26 protein-coding genes and 1 pseudogene are annotated in these 26,684 nt (G+C 73.0%); 16 read left to right on the top strand and 11 right to left on the bottom strand.

The window, feature by feature from the left end; translation table 11 throughout:
- Window positions 1-20: 20 nt before the first annotated feature.
- On the top strand, window positions 21-2,828 hold the full coding sequence (gene gcvP / locus ACWEOZ_RS31375; protein ID WP_451914271.1) for an aminomethyl-transferring glycine dehydrogenase: 2,808 nt from the start codon (window positions 21-23) through the stop codon (window positions 2,826-2,828).
- A 78-nt stretch (window positions 2,829-2,906) separates the two neighbouring features.
- Here gcvP and ACWEOZ_RS31370 read toward each other — a convergent pair whose 3' ends face one another.
- Window positions 2,907-3,107 (bottom strand): DUF5999 family protein, encoded by a 201-nt coding sequence (locus ACWEOZ_RS31370; protein WP_212986528.1) that lies wholly within the window; start codon window positions 3,105-3,107, stop codon window positions 2,907-2,909.
- A 121-nt stretch (window positions 3,108-3,228) separates the two neighbouring features.
- Here ACWEOZ_RS31370 and ACWEOZ_RS31365 point away from each other — a divergent pair, with 121 nt between their 5' ends.
- From ACWEOZ_RS31365 to ACWEOZ_RS31355, 3 genes are read left to right on the top strand one after another with little or no spacing between them, the layout of a single operon-like run.
- Entirely contained in the window at window positions 3,229-4,485 is a 1,257-nt protein-coding gene (locus tag ACWEOZ_RS31365; RefSeq protein ID WP_451914270.1) for a chorismate-binding protein, read from the top strand.
- Between the two features lie 31 nt (window positions 4,486-4,516).
- Entirely contained in the window at window positions 4,517-5,014 is a 498-nt protein-coding gene (locus tag ACWEOZ_RS31360) for a peptide deformylase (protein WP_451914269.1), read from the top strand.
- An 11-nt stretch (window positions 5,015-5,025) separates the two neighbouring features.
- Entirely contained in the window at window positions 5,026-5,676 is a 651-nt protein-coding gene (locus ACWEOZ_RS31355; protein WP_451914268.1) for a class I SAM-dependent methyltransferase, read from the top strand.
- Here ACWEOZ_RS31355 and ACWEOZ_RS31350 read toward each other — a convergent pair.
- The 5 genes from ACWEOZ_RS31350 to ACWEOZ_RS31330 form a co-directional block, all read right to left on the bottom strand.
- The gene (locus ACWEOZ_RS31350; protein WP_451914267.1) at window positions 5,639-6,097 is read right to left on the bottom strand and encodes an NUDIX hydrolase; all 459 of its coding nucleotides are present in this window, start codon (window positions 6,095-6,097) and stop codon (window positions 5,639-5,641) included. The genes ACWEOZ_RS31355 and ACWEOZ_RS31350 overlap by 38 nt on opposite strands.
- Window position 6,098: 1 nt before the next feature.
- Entirely contained in the window at window positions 6,099-7,256 is a 1,158-nt protein-coding gene (locus tag ACWEOZ_RS31345) for an alanine racemase (RefSeq protein WP_451914266.1), read from the bottom strand.
- Window positions 7,243-8,859: an IucA/IucC family protein gene (locus ACWEOZ_RS31340; protein ID WP_451914265.1), complete on the bottom strand. Its 1,617-nt coding sequence runs from the start codon at window positions 8,857-8,859 to the stop codon at window positions 7,243-7,245. The genes ACWEOZ_RS31345 and ACWEOZ_RS31340 overlap by 14 nt, the downstream gene beginning before the upstream one ends.
- Window positions 8,856-10,604 carry an IucA/IucC family protein gene (locus tag ACWEOZ_RS31335; protein WP_451914264.1) on the bottom strand — a complete coding sequence of 583 codons (1,749 nt, stop codon included), beginning with the start codon at window positions 10,602-10,604 and terminating at the stop codon, window positions 8,856-8,858. Before ACWEOZ_RS31335 ends, ACWEOZ_RS31340 begins: the two co-directional genes overlap by 4 nt.
- A 173-nt stretch (window positions 10,605-10,777) precedes the next feature.
- On the bottom strand, window positions 10,778-11,773 hold the full coding sequence (locus tag ACWEOZ_RS31330) for an NAD-dependent epimerase/dehydratase family protein (RefSeq protein WP_451914263.1): 996 nt from the start codon (window positions 11,771-11,773) through the stop codon (window positions 10,778-10,780).
- Between the two features lie 72 nt (window positions 11,774-11,845).
- Here ACWEOZ_RS31330 and ACWEOZ_RS31325 point away from each other — a divergent pair, with 72 nt between their 5' ends.
- Window positions 11,846-12,268 (top strand): VOC family protein, encoded by a 423-nt coding sequence (locus ACWEOZ_RS31325; RefSeq protein WP_451914262.1) that lies wholly within the window; start codon window positions 11,846-11,848, stop codon window positions 12,266-12,268.
- A 19-nt stretch (window positions 12,269-12,287) separates the two neighbouring features.
- On the opposite strand, the gene ACWEOZ_RS31320 is transcribed toward ACWEOZ_RS31325, so the two are convergent.
- Together ACWEOZ_RS31320 and ACWEOZ_RS31315 are read right to left on the bottom strand one after the other, a co-directional pair.
- Window positions 12,288-12,815 (bottom strand): 2'-5' RNA ligase family protein, encoded by a 528-nt coding sequence (locus tag ACWEOZ_RS31320; protein WP_451914261.1) that lies wholly within the window; start codon window positions 12,813-12,815, stop codon window positions 12,288-12,290.
- Window positions 12,816-12,990: 175 nt separating this feature from the next.
- Window positions 12,991-13,950, bottom strand: coding sequence for a hypothetical protein (locus ACWEOZ_RS31315; RefSeq protein WP_451914260.1), 960 nt, complete (start codon window positions 13,948-13,950; stop codon window positions 12,991-12,993).
- A 158-nt stretch (window positions 13,951-14,108) separates the two neighbouring features.
- Between ACWEOZ_RS31315 and ACWEOZ_RS31310 the strand changes: the two genes are divergently transcribed.
- The 11 genes and pseudogenes from ACWEOZ_RS31310 to ACWEOZ_RS31260 all read left to right on the top strand — a co-directional run bounded on the left by ACWEOZ_RS31310 (window position 14,109) and on the right by ACWEOZ_RS31260 (window position 24,005).
- Window positions 14,109-15,056, top strand: a complete 948-nt coding sequence (locus ACWEOZ_RS31310; protein ID WP_451914259.1) for an ABC transporter ATP-binding protein — start codon at window positions 14,109-14,111, stop codon at window positions 15,054-15,056.
- A complete protein-coding gene (locus tag ACWEOZ_RS31305; RefSeq protein WP_451914258.1) occupies window positions 15,053-15,829 on the top strand; it encodes an ABC transporter permease in 777 nt (258 codons plus the stop codon). Before ACWEOZ_RS31310 ends, ACWEOZ_RS31305 begins: the two co-directional genes overlap by 4 nt.
- Before the next feature lie 21 nt (window positions 15,830-15,850).
- Window positions 15,851-16,975 carry a sensor histidine kinase gene (locus ACWEOZ_RS31300; RefSeq protein WP_451914257.1) on the top strand — a complete coding sequence of 375 codons (1,125 nt, stop codon included), beginning with the start codon at window positions 15,851-15,853 and terminating at the stop codon, window positions 16,973-16,975.
- Complete coding sequence (locus tag ACWEOZ_RS31295) at window positions 16,972-17,583, top strand: response regulator transcription factor (protein WP_360829994.1); 612 nt, start codon at window positions 16,972-16,974, stop codon at window positions 17,581-17,583. Before ACWEOZ_RS31300 ends, ACWEOZ_RS31295 begins: the two co-directional genes overlap by 4 nt.
- Window positions 17,584-17,751: 168 nt before the next feature.
- A complete protein-coding gene (locus ACWEOZ_RS31290; protein ID WP_451914256.1) occupies window positions 17,752-18,615 on the top strand; it encodes a sigma-70 family RNA polymerase sigma factor in 864 nt (287 codons plus the stop codon).
- Window positions 18,616-18,852: 237 nt separating this feature from the next.
- Window positions 18,853-19,326, top strand: a pseudogene (locus tag ACWEOZ_RS31285) (ATP-binding cassette domain-containing protein); the annotation flags it as partial.
- Window positions 19,327-19,734: 408 nt separating this feature from the next.
- The gene (locus tag ACWEOZ_RS31280) at window positions 19,735-20,382 is read left to right on the top strand and encodes an ATP-binding cassette domain-containing protein (protein WP_451914284.1); all 648 of its coding nucleotides are present in this window, start codon (window positions 19,735-19,737) and stop codon (window positions 20,380-20,382) included.
- A gap of 13 nt (window positions 20,383-20,395) precedes the next feature.
- Window positions 20,396-21,367, top strand: coding sequence for a tyrosine-type recombinase/integrase (locus ACWEOZ_RS31275; RefSeq protein ID WP_451914255.1), 972 nt, complete (start codon window positions 20,396-20,398; stop codon window positions 21,365-21,367).
- A 53-nt stretch (window positions 21,368-21,420) separates the two neighbouring features.
- A complete protein-coding gene (locus ACWEOZ_RS31270; protein WP_451914254.1) occupies window positions 21,421-22,266 on the top strand; it encodes an undecaprenyl-diphosphate phosphatase in 846 nt (281 codons plus the stop codon).
- Complete coding sequence (locus tag ACWEOZ_RS31265; protein ID WP_451914253.1) at window positions 22,263-23,186, top strand: DUF3626 domain-containing protein; 924 nt, start codon at window positions 22,263-22,265, stop codon at window positions 23,184-23,186. Before ACWEOZ_RS31270 ends, ACWEOZ_RS31265 begins: the two co-directional genes overlap by 4 nt.
- Before the next feature lie 45 nt (window positions 23,187-23,231).
- Window positions 23,232-24,005, top strand: a complete 774-nt coding sequence (locus tag ACWEOZ_RS31260) for a maleylpyruvate isomerase family mycothiol-dependent enzyme (RefSeq protein ID WP_451914252.1) — start codon at window positions 23,232-23,234, stop codon at window positions 24,003-24,005.
- Window positions 24,006-24,030: 25 nt separating this feature from the next.
- Here ACWEOZ_RS31260 and ACWEOZ_RS31255 read toward each other — a convergent pair whose 3' ends face one another.
- Genes ACWEOZ_RS31255 through ACWEOZ_RS31245 form a run of 3 tightly spaced genes read right to left on the bottom strand, consistent with a single transcriptional unit; the run spans window position 24,031 to window position 26,613 of the window.
- Window positions 24,031-24,810: a maleylpyruvate isomerase N-terminal domain-containing protein gene (locus ACWEOZ_RS31255; RefSeq protein WP_451914251.1), complete on the bottom strand. Its 780-nt coding sequence runs from the start codon at window positions 24,808-24,810 to the stop codon at window positions 24,031-24,033.
- A gap of 53 nt (window positions 24,811-24,863) precedes the next feature.
- Complete coding sequence (locus ACWEOZ_RS31250) at window positions 24,864-25,226, bottom strand: GntR family transcriptional regulator (protein WP_451914250.1); 363 nt, start codon at window positions 25,224-25,226, stop codon at window positions 24,864-24,866.
- Window positions 25,227-25,245: 19 nt separating this feature from the next.
- Window positions 25,246-26,613 carry an MFS transporter gene (locus ACWEOZ_RS31245; protein ID WP_451914249.1) on the bottom strand — a complete coding sequence of 456 codons (1,368 nt, stop codon included), beginning with the start codon at window positions 26,611-26,613 and terminating at the stop codon, window positions 25,246-25,248.
- Between the last annotated feature and the right edge of the window lie 71 nt (window positions 26,614-26,684).

The following is a 26,684-nucleotide window of genomic DNA, read 5'->3' as shown; positions in this document are numbered from 1 at the left end:
CTCTCCCCGCAGGAGCCGCTATGACGTTCGCTGACCGCCACATCGGCCCGGATGCCGACGCGCAGACCCAGATGCTCAAGGCGATCGGGTACACGTCGCTCGAAGCGCTGATGGATGCCGCGATCCCGGAGGTGATCCGCTGGCACGGGTCGCTGGAGCTGCCCGCGGCCGCTTCCGAGGAGGAGGCGATCGCCGAGCTGCGCGAGATCGCCGGCCGTAACACGGTCGCGACGTCGATGATCGGGCTCGGCTACTACGGCACGTTCACCCCGGCGGTGATCCGGCGCAACGTGCTGGAGAGTCCGGCCTGGTACACGGCGTACACGCCGTATCAGCCGGAGATCAGTCAGGGCCGGCTGGAGGCGCTGCTCAACTTCCAGACGATGGTGACCGACCTGACCTGTCTGACCACGGCGAACGCGTCGATGCTGGACGAGGGCACGGCGGTGGCCGAGGCGATGACCCTGGCCCGCCGGTCGAGCAAGAGCAAGAGCCCGGTCTACGTGGTCGACGCGGACACGTTGCCGCAGACGCTGGCGATCCTGCGGACCCGGGCCGAGCCGCTGGGTATCGAGATCGTCCTGGCCGACCTGGACGCCGGGGCGGAGCTGCCGGCGGAGTTCTTCGGGCTGCACCTGCAGTATCCGGGCGCTTCGGGCGCGGTGCGTGATCACGCGGCGCTGGTCGAGGCGGCGCACGCGGTGGGTGCGCTGGTGACGGTGGCGGCGGATCTGCTGGCGCTGACGCTGCTGCGCGCGCCGGGCGAGATCGGGGCGGACATCGCGGCGGGCACGACGCAGCGGTTCGGCGTACCGCTGGGCTTCGGTGGCCCGCACGCCGGTTACCTGGCCGTGCGCGCCGGGCTGGAGCGGTCGTTGCCGGGCCGGCTGGTCGGGGTGTCGCGGGACGCGGACGGCGCTCCGGCGTACAGGCTGGCGCTGCAGACCCGTGAGCAGCACATCCGGCGGGAGCGGGCGACGAGCAACATCTGCACCGCGCAGGTGCTGCTGGCGGTGATGGCGAGCATGTACGCGGTGTATCACGGTCCGGCGGGGCTGCGGGCGATCGCCCGGCGTACCCATGAGCGGGCCGGTGCGGTCGCGGCCGGGCTGGCCGCGGCCGGGGTCGAGGTCGCGCACGCCGCGTTCTTCGACACGGTGACCGCGGTGGTGCCGGGCCGGGGGGCCGAGGTGGTCGCGGCGGCCGGGAGCGCGGGGATCAACCTGCGGCTGGTGGACGCCGACCGGGTGTCGGTCGCGTGTGACGAGACGACGACGCCGGCGCACGTCGAGGCGGTGCTGGCCGCGTTCGGTGCGGCTCCCGCGGCTGCGGCCGGGGCGGCGCTGCCGGCGGGTCTGGAGCGCACCACCGACTATCTGACCCATCCGGTGTTCTCGGCCCACCACTCGGAGACGGCGATGCTGCGTTACCTGCGCAAGCTGTCGGACCGGGACTACGCGCTGGACCGGGGCATGATCCCGCTGGGCTCGTGCACGATGAAGCTGAACGCGACCACCGAGATGGAGCCGGTCAGCTGGGCCGAGTTCGCCGATATCCACCCGTACGCGCCGGCGTCGCAGACGGCGGGCTACGAGGCCCTCGTCGCGCAGCTGGAGGGCTGGCTGGCCGAGATCACCGGCTACGACGCGGTGAGCGTGCAGCCGAACGCGGGTTCGCAGGGTGAGCTGGCGGGTCTGCTGGCGATCCGGGGTTATCACCGTTCGCGGGGCGAGACCCACCGGGACGTGTGCCTGATCCCGTCGAGCGCGCACGGCACGAACGCGGCCAGCGCGGTGATGGCGGGCATGCGGGTGGTCGTGGTGGCCTGTGACGACAACGGCAACGTGGACCTGGGTGACCTGGCGGCCAAGATCGAGAAGCACGCGGACGCGCTCGCGGCGATCATGGTGACGTATCCGTCGACCCACGGTGTCTACGAGAAGGGCATCGCGGAGCTGTGCGGCGCGGTGCACGACGCGGGCGGTCAGGTCTACGTCGACGGGGCGAACCTGAACGCGCTGGTCGGTCTGGCCAAGCCGGGCAAGTTCGGCGCGGACGTGTCGCACCTGAACCTGCACAAGACGTTCTGCATCCCGCACGGCGGCGGTGGCCCCGGCGTGGGCCCGGTCGCGGTGCGCGCGCATCTGGCGGACTTCCTGCCGGGTGACCCGCTGGAGCCCGGTGAGCACCACGCGGTGTCGGCGGCGGCGCACGGCTCGGCCGGGATCCTGCCGATCTCGTGGGCGTACCTGCGGATGATGGGCCCGGACGGGCTGGCCGCGGCGACCGGGGTGGCGGTGCTGGCGGCGAACTACGTGGCGGCGCGGCTGCGGGAGCACTACCCGGTGCTGTACGCCGGCAACGAGGGCCTGGTCGCGCACGAGTGCATCCTGGACCTGCGGCCGCTGACCAAGGCGACGGGCGTGACGGTCGACGATGTGGCCAAGCGGCTCATCGACTACGGCTTCCACGCGCCGACGATGTCGTTCCCGGTGGCCGGGACGCTGATGGTGGAGCCGACCGAGAGCGAGGACCTGGCCGAGCTGGACCGGTTCTGCGACGCGATGATCGCGATCAAGGCGGAGATCGACCGGGTGGCGGCGGGGGAGTGGCCGCGGGACGACAATCCGCTGCACAACGCCCCGCACACGGCGGCGGCGGTGACGGCGGACGAGTGGCAGCACGCGTACCCGCGGTCGCTGGCCGGTTTCCCGGCCGGGGTGGACCGGACCTCGAAGTACTGGCCGCCGGTGCGGCGCATCGACGGGGCGTACGGGGACCGGAACCTGGTCTGCTCGTGCCCCTCGCCGGAGGCGTTCGAGGACTGAGCGGTCGTGGTGGCGATGTCGTCGCGGGTCGGCCGGGGGTGGTGCTTCCGGTCGGCCCGCGGGCGTGTCGCAGGTCTCTCAGGCCGCCAGGGCGTGCACGGCCGGTCCGCGGTGTGGTGCGATCGTCCTGCCGTCGGGCAGCAGCTCACCGGTGTCCTCGAAGACGATGACACCGTTGCAGAGCAGGCTCCATCCCTGCTCGGGGAAGGTCGCCACGATCCGGGCCGCTTCGCGGTCGACGGCTTCGGCAGAGGGGCAGGACTTCTGGTGCTGGCACATCGGGTGTCTCCGGTAGGGGGTTGTGTCGTGCTTCACATCAACGGGGCGGAACACTACTCCCATCCGAACGAATCCGGATCTCGTGAGTGATGGCGCCCCATTGAGAGAATCCACTGTTCTGATGTTCCACGGCAGAGCCGCCGCCGACCACTTTCCGACACCCGGGCGGGGTCCTCAACCGGGTTCTCCGGCGTCCTGCCAGGGCCGTCACGGTGAGTCATGCCGTTTCGAGTGGTCGGTGGGTGATGACGGTGACCCCGCAGAGCTTGTCTCGGCGTTCCTCGAAGACAACGGACTGCCGGTGCGAGACATCGGCCGAACGGCTACCCAATTCCACCCGACCGGCGTCGGAACCCCTTGTGGCGCAACACTGTACGTGTCCGCGTCGGCCGGTTCGGTGATCATCGGCGGGCCGCCCGGAGCGCCCTCTCCGGTCCCCGGGATCCCGGATGTGGTGGCCGTCGTGCACACCCACCGCGACCCGGACGAGCCGTCACCCTCGGTCATGGGAGCGTGTGCGATGGGCTCCGGCAATTCGGGAGGTTCCGCAGCCGGTGCAAGCCCGGACGAGTGGCGGCTGGGTCCGTGGCGCGACAGTTGGAGCCGCGCCGAGCACGCCGCCGCGGTCACCGCCGTCCGGGCCGCGATCGGGCGTGGCGACGTCTATCAGGTCAACGTCGTGGGGCATGCCTCAGCGCCGTACACGGGCGATCCGGGGCCGGCCCTGGCCCGGGTGGCCGCCCTGCCCGGGGCTCGCTACGGCGGCGTGCTGAGCGGCGGCGGCTGGGCGGTGGCGACGGCCACGCCGGAGACGCTGGTCGAGGTCCGCGGCGGCCGGGTGATCACCCGGCCGATCAAGGGCACCCGGCCGGCCACCGAGCAGGGCCGCCGCGAGCTGCTCGCCTCGGCCAAGGAACGCGCCGAGCACGTGATGATCGTCGACCTGGAACGCAACGACCTGGCCCGCCTGGGCGTGGGCGCGGTCCGGGTGGACGAGCTGTTCGCAGTGCGCCGCTGGTGCGGGCTGTGGCAGGCCGAGTCGGTCGTGTCGGCCCCGATCGAGCAGCCGGTGGGGCTGCCCGGCCTGCTGCGGGCGTTGTGCCCGGGCGGCTCGGTGACCGGCGCGCCCAAGCACGCGGCGCTGCGCGAGATCGCCCGGCTGGAGCCGGTCGGCCGCGGCGTCGCCATGGGCGCGCTGGGCTGGGTCGGCACCGACCACGTCGACCTGGGCCTGAGCATCCGTACGGCGGCGGTGGACGGTGAGCGGGTGCACCTGTGGGCCGGCGGTGGCATCACCATCGACAGTGACCCGTGGGCGGAGGTCGACGAGGCGGCGGCCAAGGCGGCCCCGATGCGCGCCGCGCTGGCCGGTTCCTGAGCCGCGCACCCTCTTCGCCTAGGTTGGGCCCATGACTGTGCGAGGAATCCGCTTCTACGGCGACCCGGTGCTGCGGGCCCCGGCGGCCGAGGTCGTCGCGTTCGACGACGACCTGCGGGCGCTGATCACCGACCTGGAGGACACCGTGCGCGAGCCGGGCCGGGCCGGGGTCGCCGCCCCGCAGATCGGGGTCGGCCTGCGCGCGTTCTCGTACAACGTCGGCGGCGTGGTCGGGCACCTGATCAACCCGGTGCTGTCGGAGCCCGGCGGTGAGCAGGACGACGAGGAGGGCTGCCTGTCGCTGCCCGGCATGGAGTATCCGACCCGGCGCGCCTGGGAGGTGACCGCCACCGGCGTCGACCAGTTCGGTGAGCCGTTGACGATCAAGGGCACCGGCCTGCTGGCCCGGGCGTTGCAGCACGAGACCGACCACCTCGACGGCCGGCTCTACATCGACACGCTGACCGGTGACATCCGCCGGCAGGCCCTGCGTGAGCTGCGCCGCGGACCGCGGGCGGCCCGCCGATGAGCGAGCCGACGGTGCCCGACACGACCCGCCTGGCCGCCGCGTCGCTGGCGGCCGGTGATCCCACCGGCTGGTTCGAGCAGCTGTACGCCGAAGCCGGCGCGGGCACCGCGCACGTGCCGTGGGACGTGCCGCGTCCCAGCAAGCTGCTCGCCGAGTGGGCCCGCGACGGCGCGGTCGTCGGCGGCGCCCGCCGCGCCCTGGTCATCGGCTGCGGGCTGGGCCGCGACGCCGAGTTCCTGGCCGGGCTGGGCTTCACCACCACGGCGTTCGACATCTCCGCCACCGCGGTACGCACGGCCCGCGAGCGGCACCCGGACTCGCCGGTCGAGTACGCCGTGGCGGACCTGCTGGACCCGCCGCCGCAGTGGCGCGGCGGCTTCGAGCTGGTGTGTGAGAGCAACAACGTGCAGGCGCTGCCCCAGCCGGTCCGGGACCGGGCGATCGCCAACGTGGGCCCGCTGGTCGCGCCCGGCGGCACCCTGCTGGTCCTGGCGGCCGCCGCCACCGGTACGGACACCGACGGCCCGCCGTGGCCGCTGACCCGCGCGGAGATCGACGCGTTCGCCGCCCCGGGCCTCACCCCGGTCCGGGTCGAGGAGATCGGTGACCCCGACGACCCGCTGATCAGGCGGTGGCGGGCGGAGTTCCGAGCCGGCGGATGACCCTGGCCAGGTCCGGCGGGTCCAGCCCGGCCAGGCCGCTGAGCTCGGCCGGGCTCAGCCAGGCGTGCCCGGCCAGGGTGAGCTGCTCGTCCGGCATGAGACCCTCGCGGGCCAGCGGCGGCCGGGCGACGTCGTAGCGGGCCAGAAAGAACTCCTCGGGCCCGGCGAACTGCTGTCCCTTCCACCGGAAGTCCCGCTGCACGGTCACCGACGGCCCGGTCACGGCGGCCGGGTCGAGCCCGGTCTCCTCGGCCAGCTCCCGGCGGGCCGCGGCCAGGAAGTCCTCGCCGGGCTCGACGCCGCCGCCGGGCGGCTCCCACACGTCGTGCCCGTCCACCGGGTCGCGCCAGTGCAGCAGCAGGATCCGGCCGTCCGCGTCGAGGCAGACGATGCGGGCGGCGCGGCGGTGGACCGGGTCCATGTCAGAGCACCTCGAATCGTGGCGGTGGGTGGCGCAGGAAGTCGTGGTGGGAGATGTCCCAGCCGTACGCGCCGGTGCGGGCGAAGACCAGCACGTCACCGATGCGCAGCCGGTCCACGCGCCGGTCGCGGGCGAGGACGTCGCGCGGGGTGCACAGCTCCCCGACGGCGTCCACGGTGACGTCGGTGACCTGGGGGCGGGGCCACTCGTAGGGCCAGTCGTCGACGGGCAGCACGGTGAACGGGTGGCTGTAACCCCAGGCGGCGGGCAACCGGAAGTGGTGGGTGCCGCCGCGCAGCACCGCGAACCAGCGGCCGTGGGTGTGCTTGAGGTCGAGGACCTCGGCGGCGTACCAGCCGGCGTCGGCGGCCAGGATCCGGCCCGGCTCGACGATCAGCTCCACGCCGGCGGGCACCGTCAGCCCGGCCAGCCCGGCCCGCAGCTCACCGAGGTCGATGGTGGCGTCGCTGAGGTAGTCGACGCCCAGCCCCCCGCCGACGTTGACCAGCCGCAGGTCCAGCCCGTGCCGGGCGGCGGTGGCCACCGACCAGTCCAGCGCCTCGGCGACGAACCGGGCGTGGGCGGCGGCGTCCAGGTTGTTCGACACGGCGTGCAGGTGGAAGCCCGTGAGCCGGACCGAGGTCAGCGGCAGGGCCAGCACCGCGGCCAGTTCCTGCTCGTCGACACCGAACGGGGTGGGCGTACCCGTCATGGCGTGACTGCCCGGCAGCGCGGCCCGCGCGCGGTTGACCCGTACCGCCGCGTCCACGACCGTCCCGGCCGCCCGGGCGGCCCGGTCCAGGCGCCGCAGCTCATGGCCGCTCTCCACGTTGACCTGCGCGCCCGCCGCCACCGCGGCGGCCAGCTCGGCGTCGGTCTTGCCCGGCCCGCCGAAGACGATCCGGCCGGCGCCGGCCGCGACCGCCAGGTCGACCTCACCGCCGGAGGCGACCTCCAGGCCGTCGCAGGCCGCGCCGAGGGTACGCACGACCGCCGGGTGCCCGTTGGCCTTCACCGCGTACAGCAGGGTCGTGCCCGGCGGCAGCGCGGCCCGCACCGCGGCGGCCCGCTCCCGCAGCGCGGCCGGGTCGTAGACGTAGGCACACACCGGCCGCGGCAGGGCCCGCAGCGCGGCGGCGACGTGCTCAGGCGGCGGCATGCAGCGGATTCTCCACCGGCAGGTACTCGTCGCCGGCCCCGGCCAGGCGCATCCGCACCAGCGCCTTGTGCGGCACCGTCGGCGCGGTGAACGCGGCGTGGTCCTGCGCCGCGAGCTCGCCCGCCCCGGCGTAGGTCTCGTCCACGACGGACCGCACGACCCGCCACGCGGCGTCCTCGTCCAGCCCGTGCGACTCACCGAGCCGGATCACCAGCTCGCCCAGGTGGGCCTGGAACGCCGTGTAGCCGATCTTGGCCCGCAGCACCGCGGGATCGTCCGTGCCGACCACCGAGCCCGGCCACAGCGTCACGTCGTGCCCGGCGGCGGCCAGCCGGCCCGGGTGCAGCCGCAACCCGGCGAAGTCCCGCACAGCCAGGCGCTGCGGCACCCCACCGGTGAACGTGGGCAGGCAGTTCTGCAGGTGCGCCTCCAGAGCGACCCCGCGCAGCGTCAGCCTCAGCAGCGGCGGCACGACCAGCCGCGTGTACGCGTCCAGGAACGCGGCCGCCGCGCCCGCGTCGTCGCGTCGTCCCGTACTCGTGGCGAACTCGGCCACCAGCGCGGCCGCGACGAACGGCAGCGCCCCACCCGGCACCGCCTGCTCGCCCGGGCGCAGCCGCCCGGTGAGTCCGTCGCGCATGATCGCGGCCATGTCGCGCCCCGACCCGGCCGGTACGGCCGCCCCGGCGGTCTCGGCCATCAACAGCAGCCGGTCCGCGGCCGGGTCCTCGGCGACGAGCCGGTGCAGCAGCACGGACACGGCCGGGCCGTTGCGGGTGCTGGCCACGCTGATGCTGCGCCGCGTCGAGGTGACCTGGATGTCCAGCGACACCTTCACGTACCGGCGGGTGCCGTCCGCGGCGACCGGCAGCAGCAGCGTGCGCAGCGCGGCGGTCGGGATCGCGTCGAGCTCGTCGTCCAGGATGCGCAGCGCCCCGCCGGCGAGCAGGTCGCGGTACCGCGACGGCAGCACGGCGTCGCGCTGCCAGGCGTGCACCGGCTGCAGCCGGTAGCCCGCCGGCACCTGCGGCAGCTGCGGATACACCTCCCGCAGGGCGGCGCCGACGTCGTCACCCAGGTGCAGGTCGTCGCGGACCGCGAGGAACCCGAGCCGGGTGTGCCCGGCCTCCAGGTCGTGGGCCAGCACGTCACTGGTGTCCCAGCCCAGCCGGGTCCGCCCGCACGGGTGCAGGTTGTGCCCGGCCACGGCGAGCCGCTCCCCGGCGACCGCGGCGTGGTCGGGATCGGTGGCCGGCACGTGCGCCTGCCGGGCCATGGCGACGGCCAGGTTGACCACGGCGTTGCGCAACTCGGCGGCGAACCCGGCGGCGTTGCCCGGCAGCCGCTCCGGCAGCAGGTCGGCCGGGTCGTCGGCGCCGGCGGTGCCGTACTCGACGCGGTGGAAGGCGTGCAGCCGGTCGCCGGGCGCGGCCGCCACGATCCCCTCGCGGACCAGCGCGCCCCGCAGCCGCCGCCCGACGACGTCGGCCGCTTCGGGCAGCGCGGCGGTGAACCCGTCGCTGAGCTGCGGCGCGTGCACGGCCAGGGCCGCGCTGGTGTGGGCGGCGGTGAGGGAGAGCCGGGTCGCCAGGCTGCGTGTCATGCCCCCGCCATCGGATTGTCGTGGGTGGTCCAGAGGTCGTCGAGCGGGTCGTCGGCCAGCCGCATCGCCGTGGTCGCCTTGACCGGCAGCGGGTCGCTGAGCAGCCGGGCCGCGTCGCGGGTCGCGGTGCCTCGGATCGCGGCGGCGGCGGACGCCCACAACCGTCCCGGGTCGGCGCCGGCGCGGGCCAGCACGGCGACGAGCTGCCCGGTGACCGTGCCGAGGACGGCGGCGGCCAGCTTGGTGCGCAGCACGTCCGGGTCGTCGCTGGGCAGATCACCCTCGACCGGCGGTGCCTCGACGCCGTGGGCGCGCAGCCGGCGGGCGCTGACCCGGACACCGCCGAGGTCGCGGTAGACGATCCAGGACGGCCGGCCGCCGTCGAGGACCAGCAGGGTGTTCTGCCCGTGGGCCTCCAGCGCGACGCCGCGGTCCAGGACGGTCAGCAGCGGCGGGAGCAGCAGGTGCACGAGGTCGTGCCACCACGCGTACGGGTCGGTGGCCAGCGCCGGCAGCAGCTCCGGAAGGGCGCCCAGCGGGAGCACCGTTTCGGTCGCGGTGATCCGCGGGGCCTGACGGCGCAGGTAGGCGAGGTGACGCTGGGGCCGGCCGTCGATGAGAACCGCGCCGGCGGCGGTCTCGCGCAGGACGGTCAGAGGCAGATCGGCGGTGAGGGTGGCGAGCAGGTCGGACAGTCGCGGGCCGTTGTGGACGGCGGCCGGTGAGACGGTACGCACGGCGGAGGTCATCTGGATGTCGACGGCGGTCTTGACGTGGTCGGCGCCCGACAGCGGAGCGACGGTGCGCAGGGACATGAGGGGGCGGACGAGTTCGGTCTCGCCGGCGTCGGTCAGCCACGGGTAGCGGGCGGTGAGGCGTTCGGCCTGCCAGGGGTGGGCGTAGAGCAGGGGAGGGGTGTCGCCGTACCAGCGGTCGGGCGGGACGGCGAGGCGGCGCAGGCGGATGACCGGGCGGTGCTCGGGGGCGTAGGCGAGGACCTCGGCGACGGTCAGGCCGCCTCGGGTACGGGCGCAGGGGTGCAGCGGGTGGCCTTCGGGGACCCGCTGCTCGAGGCGGCCGAGGCCGTCGGGGTCGCCCTGGGCTCTCTTGAGGTCGAGGGTGGCCGGGGTGGGTGGGGGGTCGGCGTAGGCGAGGGCCAGGTTGGCGACGCTGTTGTCGAGCTCCTGGGCGAGGCGCTCGGTGTGGGGGCCGAGGTTCAGGGCGCGCAGCAGGGCCGCGGGGTCGTCGTAGGCCTCACCCGGGCGATTCCTGTCCGGATGGGATTCGTCCTGGTGGGTGCTGCGCGGGCTGTCCCGGGTGTGGGACCTCCCGTCAGGACCACTTCCGGCTCCGCGGGCCTCGTCCCAGCTGGCCTCGTCCCGGCGGGTTCGGCTCCGGCCGCCTTCTTCGCGGCGGATGTCGCTCGGGCGGATTCCGTCTGGTGGGGTGAGCCAGGCAGTGAGGCCCTGCTCGGGGGCGGCGAAGGGGAGGGTGGCCGCGGTCGGAGCGGTCAGGACGCGGCCGTCGGCGAGGGCGACGTGGTGTGCACGGTGGGTTACACCGGGGAGTGGTTCGTGGTGCAGAGCGTTGAGGAGGCGGACCATGATCGCGGTTCGGGCCGCCGGGAGGGCCGCGTCGTAGGCCGCCACCACGTCCGGTCGGTGTTTGCGCAGCTCAGTGCGGGTTCGGGTGGGGTCGGCGGTGTGCCCGTCCGGTGGTGCTGGGGTGGTCGGTGGTGTGGGCACGGGTCATATTCTCCGGCAGCCGGCTGGCGAAGGTCGGGCCGGGCCTGCCATCTAACATCCTAGGATGCCGTACAGGGTGTGCGCTCGGTCGCCGAGGCACGGCCGTTCCCAACCTAAAAGGAATCAACGACTGACCCTGATCTGGATTCAGCTTCGGGGTGGCGGGATTGGCCTTACTTCTCGTGCATGCCCGCGAGGAAGTCTGCTTCTCTCGCTGCGTCCAGGCCGACCGGTGTGCGGTCGGGGCGTTGGGGCGCCGTACCGCCGATCTGTTGCAGCCAGGTCCACGTGTCGACGATCGTCTCGCCGACCGGGCGGATCTTCAGGCCGATGGCCTGCGCCTTGGTGACGTCCGCGCCGTGCATGAACGCGTAGTCGTGGCCGGTGAGCCAGATCGGGAGGTCCATCCAGGGCTCGATGCCGGCGGCGAGGATCGCCTGCGGGTCGGCCCAGCGCAGGTCCGCGTGGTTGCCGGTGACCTCGTTCGCCGTTTCCAGCAGCTCGCCCATCGTGGTGTGACCGGGCGGGCTGACCACGTTGTAGGGGCCGGCGGCGCCCTGTTCCGCCGCGTCGAGCATCCAGGTGGCCAGGTCGCGGGCGTCGATGTACTGCAGTTTGAGGTCATGCGGGCCGGGCGCGAGGGTGGGTCCGCCGCGGGCGAGGCGGTTGAGCCACCAGGGGAGGCGGCCGATGTTCTCCCGGGGGCCGAGGATCAGGCCGGCGCGGGCGTGCAGGACCGGGCCGGTGAAGTGCTGCTCGGCGGCGAGTTCGGCGCCGCGTTTGGCCGCCGAGTAGACGCTGTCGTCGTCGGAGTCGGGGGAGGCGTCGACGAGCGGGTCGTCCTCGGTGCGTGCCGGGGTGTCGGTGTCGGCGTGCACGCTGCGGCTCGAGAGGTAGGTGTAGTGGCCGGCGCGGCCGTCGAGGGCTCGGGCGCCGTCGCGGACGGCGCTGGGGCGGCCGGACCAGGTGTCGACGACCAGGTCCCAGGTGCCGCCGGTGAGTGCGGTCAGTCCGGTGGGGGTGAGGCGGTCGCCGGTGAGGCCGGTGGTGCCGGGTGGGGGTGGCTGGTGGCCGCGGTTGAGGACGGTGACGTGGTGCCCGCGTTTCTGGGCGTCGTCGATGAGGGCGGGACCGACGAATCCTGTGCCACCGAGCACGAGCAGCTTCATGGCGTCGACGATGCCTTTTGTCGTACCCCGAACGGAAGATGTGATCGCTGACAGCGGAACCGGGGGTGCGAGATGGCGTTGCGGGTGGATCTGACGGTCGACTGTGCGCGGGCGGTGGAGCTGGCCCGGTTCTGGAAGCTGGCGCTGGGCTATGTGGACGAGCCGCCGCCGGCGCCGTTCCGGACCCGGGAGGAGTGGGCGGCGTCGTTCGGGCCGCCGGGGGACGACGAGGGTGGCGGGGCGTGGCTGCACGATCCGGAGGGGATCGGTCCGCGGTTGGTGTTCCTGGAGGTGCCGGAGCCGAAGGTGGCCAAGAACCGGCTGCACATCGATGTGCGGGTGGGCCGGTACGGCTCGCCGGAGCAGGTGTGGGAGCGGGTGGAGGCGAAGGTGGCGCAGCTGGTGGGCGCGGGTGCGTCGGTGCTGGCGGTGGACGGCACGCATCACGTGGTGCTGGCTGATCCGGAGGGCAACGAGTTCTGCGTGGCGGGCTGATGCGCGGTCTGGTCGGGGGTCACGCGCCGAGGGGGAAGTCGGCGACCGGGTGCCAGTTGTGGCCGGGTTCGCGGGCGCCGGCGATCAGGCGGAGCGAGGTGACGGTGGTGGTGATCGGCAGGTGGCGGGTGACGGCGGCGGCTGCTGCGGCGAGGGTGGGCCGGGGGTGGTCGTGGCCGATGGTGAGATGGGGGATCGTCTCGTCGAAGGCGCCGCCGTAGGGCTGGGCCCGGGGGAATCGGGCGGTCAGGGCGGCGGTGAGGGTGATGAAGGGTTGGGCCGGGTCGGGGGCGAGCCAGACGACGGTGTCGCCGAACCAGCCGACGCGGTCGAGGGTGACCTCGAAGGGTGCCTGGGTGTCGGTGATCTCCTGGACGGCGGTCAGGACGTCGTCGGTGATGGTGTCGGGTGGCAGGAACGGGAAGAGGACCGTGATGTGGGCGGGCACGCCCCAGGAGGCGGCGCGGTCGAGGGCGGCGCGGTGGGTGCTGACGGCTGCTTCGGCGGCGGGGACTTCGACGATGAGGGCGGTGTGGGTGGCTCGCATGGGTTGATTCTTGTGCCTCCGGCGTCGGACGCGGTGGTGCCGGCCGGTGTGGGCGTCGGTGGTCCGGGCGGTTCAACGAGCGGCTGACGGAGGCCGCGGTGCAGGGAGCTCCGGCGCGGCCACGGGTCGACACCGGGGGCCGGGCCGCCACCGCGTGTCCGCGCCGGGGCTGCCCTCAGCTGATGAACGCCGCCCGGAAGTCGATGGTGGCGATCATCTGCCCGCGGTTGTTGATGCCGACCGGCATCTCGTTGCCGGTGAGTCCCCGGGTGGTCAGGTCGATGATCTGCCGGTTGTGCCACAGCACCGGCCGGCTGGTCCCGTCGGCGGTCTGGGCGACGCCCGCGAACACGCCCTTGTCGTTGACGGCGGTGGCGTTGCCGTCGGGCCCACCGAGCGTGCCGAGCTCCACCGGCCCCAGTGGGTAGGTCACCGGCCGGGTGCGTCCCTGCTCGTCGGTGGAGTATCCGGCGATGATGCCGCTGTTGTTGATGTCGTTGGGGTAGTTGCGGCCGGGGGTGGCGAGAGGCCCGAAGCCACTGGTGGAGCCGTACTGCTGGAAGCCGAGGTAGGTGTCGTCGAACAGCATCAGGACCTTGGCCTCGTTGTTGATTTTTCCGGTGGTGCGGGCGGTGGTGTTCTCCGGGCCCAGTTCGGTGACGGTGCCGTCGTGCCAGATCAGGCGGCTGACCGGGGCGCCGGTTTGGTCGACGCGGGAGACGAGGACCTGGCCGTTGTCGTTGATGTCCCAGCCGATGCTGCGGCCCTGGCCGAGGTCGGTGATGCGGCCGCGGTGCCAGATGACGGCGCGGTATTCGCCTTGGGCGTTCAGGGCGGTGCCGGCGATGGTGCCGTTCTCGTTGATGCCGTGGGCTTCGGCGTAGTGGCCGCCGGGCAGGGTGGGCAGGTCGGTGAGCCGGCCGTTGCGCCAGGAGAAGGCGTGCAGCTCGCCGTCGGCGGTGAGGCTGCGGCCGACGGCGATGCCTTTGTCGTTGAGGTCGTAGACCTCGGTGGACAGACCGCCGAGGGTGCCGAGGTCGGTGACGGTGTAGTGCCGGGGCGCCGCGGTGGCCGGGGTGGCCAGGGCGGTGGCGGCGACGGTGGCGGTGATGACGGCAGCGAGCAACGTTCTCATGTTTTCCCCCCGTGGGACGACAGCGAGTTGTTCCAGTGTGGACCGGTGGTGCCGGGCGGGGGGAGAGCCGATCATCCAGGAGTGCCCTGACAGATGTCATGGGACGGCCGTGACGGTTGCCCCCCTCGGCCGTCGCCGGCAGCGCCGAGGATCGGGGTATGACAGTTACCGCGTTGCCTGAGGCCGGGATCCGAGGGTCCGGCCAGTTCGCCGTCGATCTGGAGGCGGTGGTGAAGCGTTTCGGGGCGGTCACCGCCGTGGACGGGATCAGTTTGCGGATCCGTCCGGGGGAGGTGGTGGCCCTGCTGGGGCCCAATGGTGCGGGCAAGACCAGCACGGTGGACATGTTGCTGGGTCTGTCGGCGCCGACGGAGGGCACGGCCAGGGTGTACGGCCGTCCGCCGCGGGAGGCGGTGGCGCTGGGGCTGGTGTCGGCGGTGATGCAGACCGGTGGCTTGTTGAAGGACTACACGGTCGAGGAGACCGTACGGCTGACCGCGGTGCTGTTCGGGCGGGGCCGGGCCGAGGTGGCGCGGGCGCTGGAGCGGGCCGGGATCGCCGACATCGGCCAGCGGCTGGTCGGTAAGTGCTCGGGTGGTCAGCAGCAGCGGCTGCGGTTCGCGATGGCGTTGTTGCCGGATCCGGAGCTGCTGATCCTGGACGAGCCGACGACGGGGATGGACGTCGGGGGCCGGCATGACTTCTGGACGTCGATCCGCGAGGACGCGCGGGATGGCCGTACGGTCATTTTCGCCACGCACTATCTGGAGGAGGCCGACGCGTACGCGGACCGGGTGGTCTTCGTGCGGCGGGGCCGGGTGGTGGCTGACGGTACGGCGGCCGAGGTGAAGGCGCTGGCGTCGGGCCGTACGGTCCGGGCGACGTTGCCGGGGGCCAGTGAGGCCGAGCTGCGGGCGCTGCCGGGGGTCGAGTCGGTGGAGCTGCGCGGCGACACCGTCTATGTGCATGCGCGGGACACCGATCAGGTGGCGCGTTATCTGCTGTCCGAGACCGCTGCCCGGGATCTGGAGATCACCTCCCGGAATCTGGAGCAGGCGTTCCTGGCCCTGACCGCCGACGACACGACCGAGGAGAGTGCCCGATGAGCATGCCTGTTGCCCGTAGCCTGCCGCGTTTCGGCGGTTTCAGTTTCGCGATGATCGCCCTGGAGCTGCGGCGGATGGTCCGCAACAAACGCACGGTGATCTTCACGGTGGTGATGCCGCCGGTGTTCTTCCTGTTGTTCGGCACGAATGCGTCGTCGCGCTCGGAGCGGGTCGGCGGCGGGAACGTGACCGGTTACATCCTGGTGAGCATGGCGGTGTACGGGGCGATGCTGGCCACGACCAGCGGCGGGGCGATGGTGTCGATCGAGCGGGCGGCGGGGTGGAGCCGGCAGTTGCGGCTGACGCCGTTGCGGCCGGGGGCGTACGTCGCCGCGAAGCTGGTGCTGGCGATGGCGATCGGGGCCGTGTCCGTCGGGGTGACGTTCGTGGTCGGGGCGTTGTCGGGGGCGCAGTTGCCGGCGTCGGCGTGGGTGGCCTGCGGGTTGCTGGCCTGGGTGTGTGCGCTGGTGTTCGCGGCGTTCGGGTTGTTCATGGGCTATCTGCTGCCGAGTGAGAACGTGATGCAGATCCTGGGCCCGGTGCTGGCGGTGCTGTCGTTCGCCGGTGGGTTGTTCGTACCGGTTGACCAGCTGGGACACACGTTCGCGACGATTGCGAAGTTCACCCCGGTTTATGGGGTGGGGGAGCTCGCCCGGTATCCGCTGACCCACGACGGGAACCTGTGGGTCGCCGCGGCCGGTGTGGTGGTGTGGACGGCGGTGTTCGCCGCGGGTGCGATGTGGCGGTTCCGCCGGGACACGGCGCGGGTCTGAGTGAGCGGTAGCGTCACGACCATGAGCGAGGCGGAGCGGCGGGGCCGGCGCTTCGGGTGGGTCTTCGCCGGGTTGTGGTTGTTCTACCTGAAGGAGAACCTGACCGCACTGCTGGCCCATCCGGCGGGGTGGGAGCGCGACGTGGGGCTGGCCGCACTGGCCGGCTTCGCGGCGTCGTATCTGGTCCTGGTGACCTGGATAAGTTCGGTGCGCCGGGGCGGGCGGCCGCTGCGGGTCGTGGTGCGGCTCTGGCTGGTCCTGCTGGCGTTGCTGATCCTGACGGCGTTGCAGGTGCCCGGCGCGGGGGTGCATGCGCTGACCTGTCTGGTGTACGTCGCGGCGTCGGGGATGGTCGGCTTGCCGTTGTGGCAGGCGCTGCCGTTCGCGGCGGTGCTGCTGGCGGTGGCCGAAGGGCTGGCGTGGCGGGTGCCGGGCTGGGACGACCAGGGCTACGGCCTGGCGGTGCTGCTGGGGGCGGCGGCCAGCGGCGGGTTCCGGCTGGCGGCGGAGCGGCAGTGGCGTTTGCAGGTGGCGCAGCAGGAGCTGGCGGAGATCACCCAGCGGGAGACCGCCGAGCGGGCGGTGGCCGACGAGCGGGCCCGCATCGCCGCTGATCTGCATGACATCCTGGGGCACTCGCTGACGGTGGTGACGGTGAAGGCGGAGCTGGCGCAGCGGCTGCTGGACGTGGATCTGGGCCGGGCGCGCTCGGAGCTGCGGGATCTGGAGGCGCTGGCCCGCGACGCGTTGTCGGATGTGCGGGCGACGGCGCTGGGGGTGCGGGGGATCTCGCTGCCGGGGGAGATCGCGGCGGCGCGGGAGGCCCTGGCGGCGGCGCACGTGTGCGCGGAGCTGCCGGGGGCCACCGACGCGGTGCCCACGCGCAACAGGGAGTTGTTCGCGTGGACGATCCGGGAGGCGGTCACCAACGTGGTGCGGCACAGCCGGGCGGGACATTGTGCGGTGCGGCTGGAGCCGGGCAGTGTGGAGATCGTCGACGACGGGCCGGGCAACGGTGTTCCGGCCGGTGACGGGCAGGGTCTGGTCGGTCTGCGGCGCCGCGCTGACGCGGCGGGGGCGACGCTGACGGTCGGTCGCCGCGGCGACGGGCCGGGTTTCCGGGTACGGGTGGAGGTGCCGGCATGATCCGGTTGTTGCTGGCCGATGACCAGGCGCTGGTCCGCGGGGCGATGGCGGCCCTGCTCGACATGGAGCCGGACCTGCAGGTGGTGGCCGAGGTGGGCCGCGGTGACGAGGTCGTCGACGCGGTCCGTGGCCACGCCGTGGACGTGGCGCTGCTGGATGTGGAGATGCCGGGGCTGGACGGGGTCGCGGCGGCGCGGGCGTTGCGGGCGGCGGTGCCGGGCTGCCGGGTGCTGATGGTCACCACGTTCGGCCGGGCCGGGTATCTGCGGCAGGCGATGGCCGCCGGGGCCAGCGGTTTCGTGGTCAAGGACACCCCGGCGCGGCAGCTGGCCGACATGGTGCGCCGGGTGCACGAGGGGCTGCGGGTGGTCGATCCGGCGCTGGCGGCGCAGTCGCTGGCGCACGGGGACTCGCCGCTGACCGAGCGCGAGAGTGACGTGCTGCGGGCGGCCCGCGACGGCGGCACGGTGGCTGACATCGCCCGGGAGCTGCGCCTGTCGGAGGGCACGGTGCGTAACCATCTGTCGTCGGTGATCGGCAAGACCGGGGCGCGGACCCGGGCCGAGGCGGTCCGGCTGGCCGTCGACAACGGCTGGCTGCTGGCCTAGGCCGGTCCGGCCGCAGCTCGGTGCCGCCCTCGGGCGGACTTTAGGTTTTTTCGCAGTGCAACCGTCCGGCAACCGAACGCGACCGGAGTCTGCACCCAGCGCCACGAAAAGTTCCCCCTGTCAGCCGGTGAGCCGTCACCGGGCGACACACACGAGGGGGAACACACGATGTCCGCAGCCACGACGAAGACCGTCAGCCGCGAGCTGGAGCAGCTGATCCGCGAGAACATGCCGCTGGTGGGTCACCTGGTCCGGGAGATGTTGTTCAAGGTTCCCGCGCACGTGCACCGCGACGACCTGGCCTCGGCCGGGTACGCGGCCCTGGTCACGGCCGCGCAGGCGTTCGACACCGGCCGGGGCATCCCGTTCGGGCGTTTCGCCGCCGTGCGGGTCCGCGGGGCGCTGCTGGACGAGCTGCGCAGCATGGACTGGGCGAGCCGTTCAGTGCGGGCCCGGGCCCGCCGCGCGGACGTGGCCCGGCAGGAGCTGACCGCGCAGCTGGGCCGCACGCCGAGCCCGGCGGAGCTGGCCGCGCTGCTCGGGGTCGGTGTCAGCGAGCTGGCCACCGTCGACGACGACGTGCAGCGCGCGGCGGTGCTGTCGCTTCAGGGTTTCACCGCCGGCGCGGCCGAGGACATGGTCACCGAGGACTCGATGAACCCGGAGGAGACGCTGCTGCACCGCGAGCGGATCGGCTACCTGCACGACGCGGTGGCGGTGCTGCCGGAGCGGCTGCGGTTCGTGGTCGAGGCGTCGTACCTGCAGGAGCGGCCGCTGGCCGAGGTCGCCGCGGAGCTGGGCGTCACCGAGTCGCGGGTGTCGCAGCTGCGCACCGAGGCTCTGGCCCTGCTCAAGGACGGTCTGAGCACCCACATGGAGCAGCAGGAGACCGGTCCGGCCAAGGGCGACGGTTGCGTGGCGCGGCGCCGGGCGGCGTACGCGGCGCAGATCGCAGCGCGCAGCACGATGGCGTCGCGGCTGGCCGTGACCGACGTGCAGGGCATGCACACCTCGGTCGCCTACGCCGCCTGACAATTCAGTTGCGGCACCGCCGGGACCGCGTCAGAGTGGTTCCCGAGCACCTGCCGCCGAGCCCGAGGAGCCGTCACCTCCGTGTGATACCGACCCGACCCGTGCACGCGCCGCCCTTCGCTGGTCGCGCGCGGGTCGCCGTACCCCTGTCGGTATCGGTCCGTGGAGGACTCCTTGTTGAAAGCCGCTTCGATCAGCCGCGCCCACGACGGTGATCTGCTCTTCTCCGACCTCGACCTGATCGTCGGTCCCGGCGACCGCATAGGCGTCGTCGGCCCCAACGGGGCCGGCAAGACGACCCTGCTGCGCGTGCTGGCCGGCGAGCTGGCGCCGACCTCCGGCAGCGTCACCGCCGCCCCGGGCACCCGGGTCGGGTACGTGCCGCAGCAGGTCGCCGACCCGCGGGGCACCGTCGGGGAGTTCCTCACCGGCGGGCTCGGTGAGCTCGCCGCGGTCACCGAGCGGCTGCGGCAGCTGGCGACCGCGCTCGAGCGCGGCGACGACGTGCTCGACGAGTACGGCCAGGTCCAGGAACGCTGGACGGCCCTGGAAGGCTGGACCGCCGAGACCCGGCTGACCGAGATCCGCCAGCGTCTCGACATCGACCACCTGCCCGCCGGCCTGCGCCTGAGCGAGGTCAGCGGCGGTGAGCAGGCCCGGCTGCTGCTGGCCCGCGCGCTGCTGGACGCGCCCGGGCTGCTGCTGCTCGACGAACCCACCAACCACCTGGACGCCGAGGGCGCCGCCTGGCTGGCTGACTGGCTGCGCGACTTCCCCGGCGGGGTGCTGGCGGTCAGCCACGACCGGGCGTTCCTGGACGCCGTGGTGACCCACGTCGTCGAGCTCGACGGCATCCACGAGCAGCCGCAGGACTATCCCGGGTGCGGCTACACCGCCTACCGGCAGGAGAAGGCCCGCCGCTGGCAGCGGCTGCTGTTGGACTACGAGGCGCAGGAGAAGGACCGGGTCCGCTGGGAACAGGACATCGAACGGACCAAGCAGCAGGCCCGGTTCGTCGAGACGACCGTACGGTCCGGGGTCGAGGCGCCGCACCTGCGCCGTATCGCCAAGAAGGTGGCGCAGAAGGCCAAGGCCCGCGAGCGGCGGCTGCGCCGGCAGATGGAGTCGGCCCGGTGGATCGCCGAGCCGCGGACCCGCCCGCCGCTGACCCTGGCGTTCCCGGCCGACGAACGCGCCGACCGTGACACCGTGCTGGCCGTGCACGACCTGACCGTCAAGCTCGGCGACCGGACCCTGCTCGACGGTGTCGACCTGGACGTGCGGCGCGGCGACCGGATCCTGATCACCGGGCGCAACGGCGCCGGCAAGACCACCCTGCTGCGCGCGATCGCCGAGCACGCCGAGGCGGAACTGGCGGTGCTGCCGCAGACCTCCGACGGGCTGCGCACCGCCACGACGGTGCTGGACTTCTTCCGGTCCCGGGTGCCGGTCTACGCCGAGGACGCCGAACGGCTGCTGGCCGGGCACCAGTTCGGGCCCGACCAGTGGGGGGCCAGCCTGCGCAGCCTGTCCGCCGGGGAGCTGCGGCGGCTGCTGCTGGCCGTCATGGTCAACAGCCCGGCGCGGATCCTGCTGCTCGACGAGCCGACCAACTTCCTGGACTTCGACGCCCTCGACGTCGTCGAGCAGGCGCTGCGCGCGTACCGGGGGACGCTGCTGACCGTGACCCACGACCGGTACTTCGCCGGAGCTGTCGGGCACACCCGTACCTGGCATGTCGCGGACGGTCAGGTGCGTCAGAGCTGACACGATGGTCGCCATGTCGACGCTGATCCCCAGGCAGAACGCAGGTGCGGTCACCGTCGGCGGCAGCGCCGAACAGGTCACCGAGGCGTGGCTGGCCAACCGGCGGCTGTCGGAGCACACCCGTGACGCGTACCGGCGTGACGTCGCGGCGTGGCTGGCGTGGTGCGCGCAGCGGGAGGTCGACCCGCTGCGGGCGTCGTTCCTGGACGTCAACGCCTACGCCCGGGGTCTGGAGGCGCAGTCGCTGGCCCCGGCGACGGTCGCGCGCAAACTGTCCGGGCTGTCCAGCTGGTACGACTTCCTGGTCAAGCTGCGCGCGATCGACGCCAACCCGGTCGGTGGCGCGGACCGCCCGCCGGTCTCGCGGGACCACTCCGCCACTGTGGGGCTGTCACCGGAGGAGGTCGACGCGCTGCTGGGCGCGGTCGAGGCCGAGACCGGGCCGGCGGCGCTGCGGCACCGGGCGGCTGTCGCGCTGCTGGCCGACCTGGGTCTGCGCGTCGGTGAGCTGGTCGGCCTCGACGTCGCCGACGTCGGCGTCGAGCGTGGGCACCGCAGTGTGCGGTTCGTCGGCAAGGGCGGCAAACCCCGGCGGCGGGCGCTGACCCCGTACGCGGCGACCGCCCTGGACGCCTACCTGGAGCAGCGCGCCGCCGCCGAGGGCACCACCGCCGACCGGCTCGACGGGCCGCTCCTGGTCACCGCCACCGGCGCCCGCATCGACCGGCACGCCGTCTTCCGGCTGGTGCGGCGGCTGGCCCGCGACGCCGGCATCGCGGGCTGGGCCCGGCTGTCGCCGCACTCGCTGCGGCACGCCTTCGCCACCACCGCCCGGGCCGAGGGGGTGCCGCTGGAGGACGTGCAGGACGCGATGGGTCACGCCGACCCCCGCACCACCCGCCGTTACGACCGCGACCGGCACAATCTCGACCGTGACCCCGCTTACACCATCGCCGCGGCGCGGGTCAGGCGCAGCGGTGGGTGAGCGACCCCCTATTCTCGACCGCGGTCAGGCAACGATCAAGGGACGAGGTCGGGTTGAACATCTTCGAAGCGGTGCTGCTGGGCGCGGTGGAGGGCTTCACCGAGTTCCTCCCGATCTCCAGCACGGGCCATCTGACCATCGTGGAGAAGCTGCTCGGCTATCAGATCGACGCGCCGGACATCACCGCGTTCACGGCGATCATCCAGTCCGGTGCGGTCATCGCCACGGTCATCTTCCTGCGCAAGGACATCGCCCGGATCATCGCCGGCTGGGTCCGCGGCGTGCTCAACAGCGAGCACCGCGACCACCTCGACTACCGCTTCGGCTGGGCCGTGATCCTCGGCTCGATCCCGATCGGCATCGTCGGGCTGCTGTTCCAGGACACCATCGAGAGCACCCTGCGCAGTCTGTGGTTCGTCGCCGGGGCGCTGATCCTGTGGAGCGGTGTGATGGCGTTCGCCGACCACGCCGCCACCCAGGTCCGCCACGAGCAGGACGTGACCTGGAAGGACACCCTGATCATCGGGGTGGTGCAGTGCCTGTCGCTGATCCCCGGCGTGTCGCGGTCCGGGGCGACGATGTCGGCCGGGCTGCTGCGTGACTTCGACCGGGTGACGGTCACCAAACTGTCGTTCTTCCTGTCCATCCCGGCGCTGCTGGCCGCCAGCGTGCTGCAGACGGTCACCGAGTACGACAACATCTCGGCCGACAACGGCGGTGTCGGCTGGCTCGCGACGATCGTCGCGACGCTGGTCAGCTTCATCGTCGGCTGGTTCGCCGTGTCGTGGCTGCTGAAGTTCATCGCCCGGCACTCGTACAGCATCTTCATCGGCTACCGGCTGGTGCTGGGCTCGCTGCTGATGGTGCTGCTGGCCACGGACGTCATCCAGCCGAAGTGAGCGACCAGGCGGACCGGGCCCTGGCGTACGTGCGCGGGCTCGGCGCCGCCGGTGACCTGCCGGTGCCCGGCGTACGGATCACGGTCGGTTTCCACCCGGACCGGCTGCTGGCCGACGGGCGTACCGTCGCCGAGCACCTGGCCCGCGACCGGGTGTACCGCAGCCAGTTCGAGACCGGCATCTCCAACGGCGGGCTCACCGCGTACGCCGGCGGGGACCGCGAGCGCTGGGAACGGCGGATGTTCGGCGGCGCGTACCCGCCGGAGCAGACGACCGGGCGGCCCGTCTACGGCGGGCTCAACCTGGCCGGGCACCTTGACGGGGCGTCACCACGGTTCGGCAGCTGCCACCTGGTGCTGCGCCCCGAGGTGAACGCGCGGGCCACGTTCAGCCACGGCGACAGCGTCACCGAACCCACGGTGGTGGGCACCGCGGACACCTTCGGCGGCATCTGGGCGGCGCTGCTGGAGCAGGTCACCCGTACCGGATCAGCTCTGGGGCTGGCCGCGGACGGCCCGCAGGCCTGGACGGCCGCGCTGACCCGGCCGCGCAACACCGCCGGCCGGGCCCTCGACGACTACGTCGAGGCGCAGATCCACGGCGGCGTCGACCTGGACGCCGACGTCGAGGCCGTCGTGGCCGACCCCAGCTTCACCGGTACGCCCACCGCCGCGCACCTGGCCGAGCTGGCCCCGCTGCGGCACCACCCCGGTTTCGTCCTGCCGGCCACGGACTTCCCCGACGACCTCCGCGGGCCGGAGGCGGCCGCGCTGGCCCGCAGCCTGGGACCGCGGCTGATCGACGCCGCCGTCATCGGACGCGCCGCCCAGCAGGCGAGAGACGCCGCGACCCTGCAACTGTGCAAGTACCTGTGGCACATCCTGGTGCTGCTCGGCCGGCCCCTCGCGCCCCCAGGGTGAGGAAATCCGCTGTCGATCGTCGCAGGGGGGTGGTACAAACCCGCGGTGGAGAAGACTCTGGAGTTCGCCGACCTGGCGCGGCTGATGGACGAACGATCGGCCGCTTTCCGGGCGGCGGTCGCGGCGGCACCCGACCTCGATGCGCAGGTGCCGACCTGCCCCGAGTGGACGTTGTTCGACCTGGTGCAGCACCTGATCGACGGGCGCCGCAGGTGGGCCGCCACGGTGGCCGCCGGGCCCGCCGACGGTCCGCCGGCGATGACCGCCCCGGTGGCGCCCCGGGAGCGCGAGGCGCTGCTGGACTCGTTCACCGCGGCGACAGGGGAACTGCTGGACGCGCTGCGGGAGGCCGGCCCGGACCGTGGCTGCTGGACGTGGTGGGGTGACTCGCAGTCGCCGCAGACCACCGGTGCCGTCGCCCGGCACCAGCTCCAGCAGGTCGCCGTGCACACCTACGACGCCCAGGTCACCGTGGGCGTCCCGCAGCCGCTGCCGGTCGAGGTCGCCCTCGACGGTGTCGACGAGTTCGTGACCACCTGCGTCGCGACGACGGCCGCGTGGCCGCACAAGCCCGCGGTCGTCGACTACCACGCCACCGAGGGCCGGTCCTGGCGGCTCTGGTTCTCCGCCGACGGCGCCCGGGCCGCCCGCCTTCCCACGCCGGTCGCCGTCGAGCACCCGGACGCGGCCTATGTCTCCGCCCGGGGCACGGCCAGCGACCTGGTGTTGTTCTGCTACGGCCGCATCCTGATGGACGCGCTGCAGGTCGAGGGTGACCGGCAGGTCTTCGACCAGCTGATCGTCTGGGAGCCGGAGTAGGACAAGCGGTGGGGTCGTCGGACTGTCACGCGGAGGGGTCCCAGGCGATGAGCCGGTCGAAGATGCGACGGTCGCCGGCCAGCGTGAGGGACTCCAGCGGGATACGGCCGTAGAACATCAGGACCAGGTCACTGGCCGTGCCCCGGGCGGAGACGTCGGCCTCGGCCTGGCCGGCCGCGGGCGTGAGGTGAGCGACCTGCGCCCCCACGCCAGACAGCCGCAGGCGCCAGGAACGGCCCTCCGTGGCGTAGTAGTCGACGACCGCGGGCTTGTGCGGCCAGGCGACCGTGGTCGCGACGAGGGTGAACTGGCAGTCGTCGAAACTGTCGAGGGCGAGCTCGACCGACAGCGGCTGCGGGGCACCCACGGTGAGCTGGGCGTCGTAGGTGTGCACCGCGATCTCGGGGACCTGTCGCCGGGCCCAGGCGCCGGAGGTCTGCGGCGACGGCGAGTCGTCCCACCACGTCCAGCAGCCGCGGTCCGGGCCGGCGTCCCGCAGCGCGCTGGTCAGGTGCTCGACGGACTCGGTCCACCAGTCCAGCAGCGCCTCGCGTTCGCGGGGTGCACCCCGGGCGTCCTCCCACGCCGACTTGTCCGGCGGCGCGTCGGCGGGCCCCGCGGCGACGATGGCGGCTGATTTGCGCCGGCCCGTGCCCACGTGCTGCACGAGATCGAACAGCGTCCGCCCGGGATGGGTCGGCACCCGCAGGTCGAGGCTGGATGCCGCGGCGACCGCCGCGCGGAAGGCGGCCGATCGTTCGTCGATCAGCCGCAGATGATCGGAGAACGTGAGAGTGGTGTCCACCGCGGCTTTCTACCACCGCGTGGCGACGACCGGACAGCGGTTATCGCAGCATCTCAGCCGGGCAGTCCCAGCGCGGCCCGGGCCAGCTCCAGCGCCGCCTGCGGCGTCAGCCCCAGCGCGGTGGCCTGCTCGGCGTAGCGTTGCGCCGCCTTCTGCGCCGCCGCCGGGGTCTGCGCCGCCCGGGCCGTGATGACCGTGCCGGCCCGGCCTCGGGTCTCGACCAGCCCGGCCTGCTCCAGCTCGCGGTAGGCCCGGGCGACGGTGTTCGCGGCCAGGCCCAGCTCGGTGGCGAGCTGCCGCACCGGCGGCAGCTTCGCGCCGGCCGCCAGCGCACCGGCGGCGGCCAGCTCGGCGATGCGCAACCGCACCTGCTCGTACGGCGGCACCGCCGAGTCCGCGTCGATCACGATGTCCACATCCGCCCCCGGGTCCGCCTCAGAGCAGCCGCGGCGGCGTGTTGCCGGCCGCGACGATGGCCCGGCGCATCGGCACCATCGCCAGCAGGATGCCACCGACGATGAAGAACACCACCAGCGACACGAGCCCGATGCGGTAACTGTTGGTCAGCTGGAACACCAGCCCGAAGGCCAGCGGCCCCAGCCAGCTCGTGCCCTTGTCGCTGATCTCGTAGAAGCCGTAGTACTCGCCCTCGCGGCCGTCGGGGATCAGCTGGCTGAACAGTGACCGGCTCAGCGCCTGGCTGCCACCCATGACCAGGCCGATCGCCACACCTAGCAGCATGAACGGCAGCGGCTCACCCTCGGGCAGCCAGAACGCGGCCAGGATGACCCCGAGCCAGCCGACCAGGGCGATCAGCACCGTCTTGCGGGCACCGATGCGCTCGGCGACCGCGCCGAGCAGCAGTGCCCCGCCGAACGCCAGGAACTGCACGATCAGGATGGTCACGATCAGCGCGCTCTGCGCCAGGTGCAGCTCCTCGGTGCCGAACTGGCTGGCCAGGGCGATGACCGTCTGGATGCCGTCGTTGTAGATCAGGAACGCGAGCAGGAAGAACAACGTCAACGGGTACGCCCGCAGGCTGCGGATGGTCCGGCCGAGCTGGCGGAAACCGTCGGTGAGCACGTTGCCGCCCGCCGTACCGGCCTCGGCGCTGGGATGCTCGCGCAGCCGGCGCAGCGGCACCAGGGTGAACACCGCCCACCACACCCCGGCCGACACGATGCACCAGCGGGCCAGGTCCAGGGTCCGCTGATCGTCGCCCTCGATCGTCAGCCAGGTGACCACGGCCAGGTTGAGCAGCAGCAGGACACCGCCGCCGAGGTAGCCCAGCGCCCAGCCGCGGCTGGACACCTTGTCGCGTTCGTCGGGCCCGGCCAGCCGCGGCAGGAACGAGTTGTAGACGACCACCGACGCGCCGAACGCGATGTTCGCCACGATGAACAGCAGCCCGCCCAGCAGGTACCGCTCGCCGGTCACGAACGCCATCGCGATGGTCGCGCCGGAGCCGAGGAACGCCGCGGCGGCCAGCAGCGGCTTCTTGCGTTCGGCCCGGTCGGCGACGGCGCCCATCACCGGCAGCACGAACACGGTCAGCAGCACCGACAGCGACACCAGGTACGGGAAGTAGGAGCCGGCGGCGATGCTCAGCCCGAACGGGTGCACCCGCGCGTCGCAGTCGTCGGCGCCCAGCGCGCAGCCGGCGGCCTGCTCGGTGACGCTGGTCAGGAACGGCCCGAGGAACACCGTGATGACGGTGGTGGAGAAGGCGGACATCGCCCAGTCGTAGAAGTACCAGCCGGTACGTTCACGCCGGTTGCTCACCGGGACGGTGGTGGCGGTCATCAGGGTGGCTCCAGGCGGAAGGCGGGGGGACGGCGCGCTGATGATGCCACCTCAGCGCCGTCCTGGGTACC

This window comes from Actinoplanes sp. NPDC004185, assembly GCF_053603475.1.
Note: the sequence above shows the minus strand (reverse complement) of the source record. Positions and strands in the feature narration are given on the sequence as shown.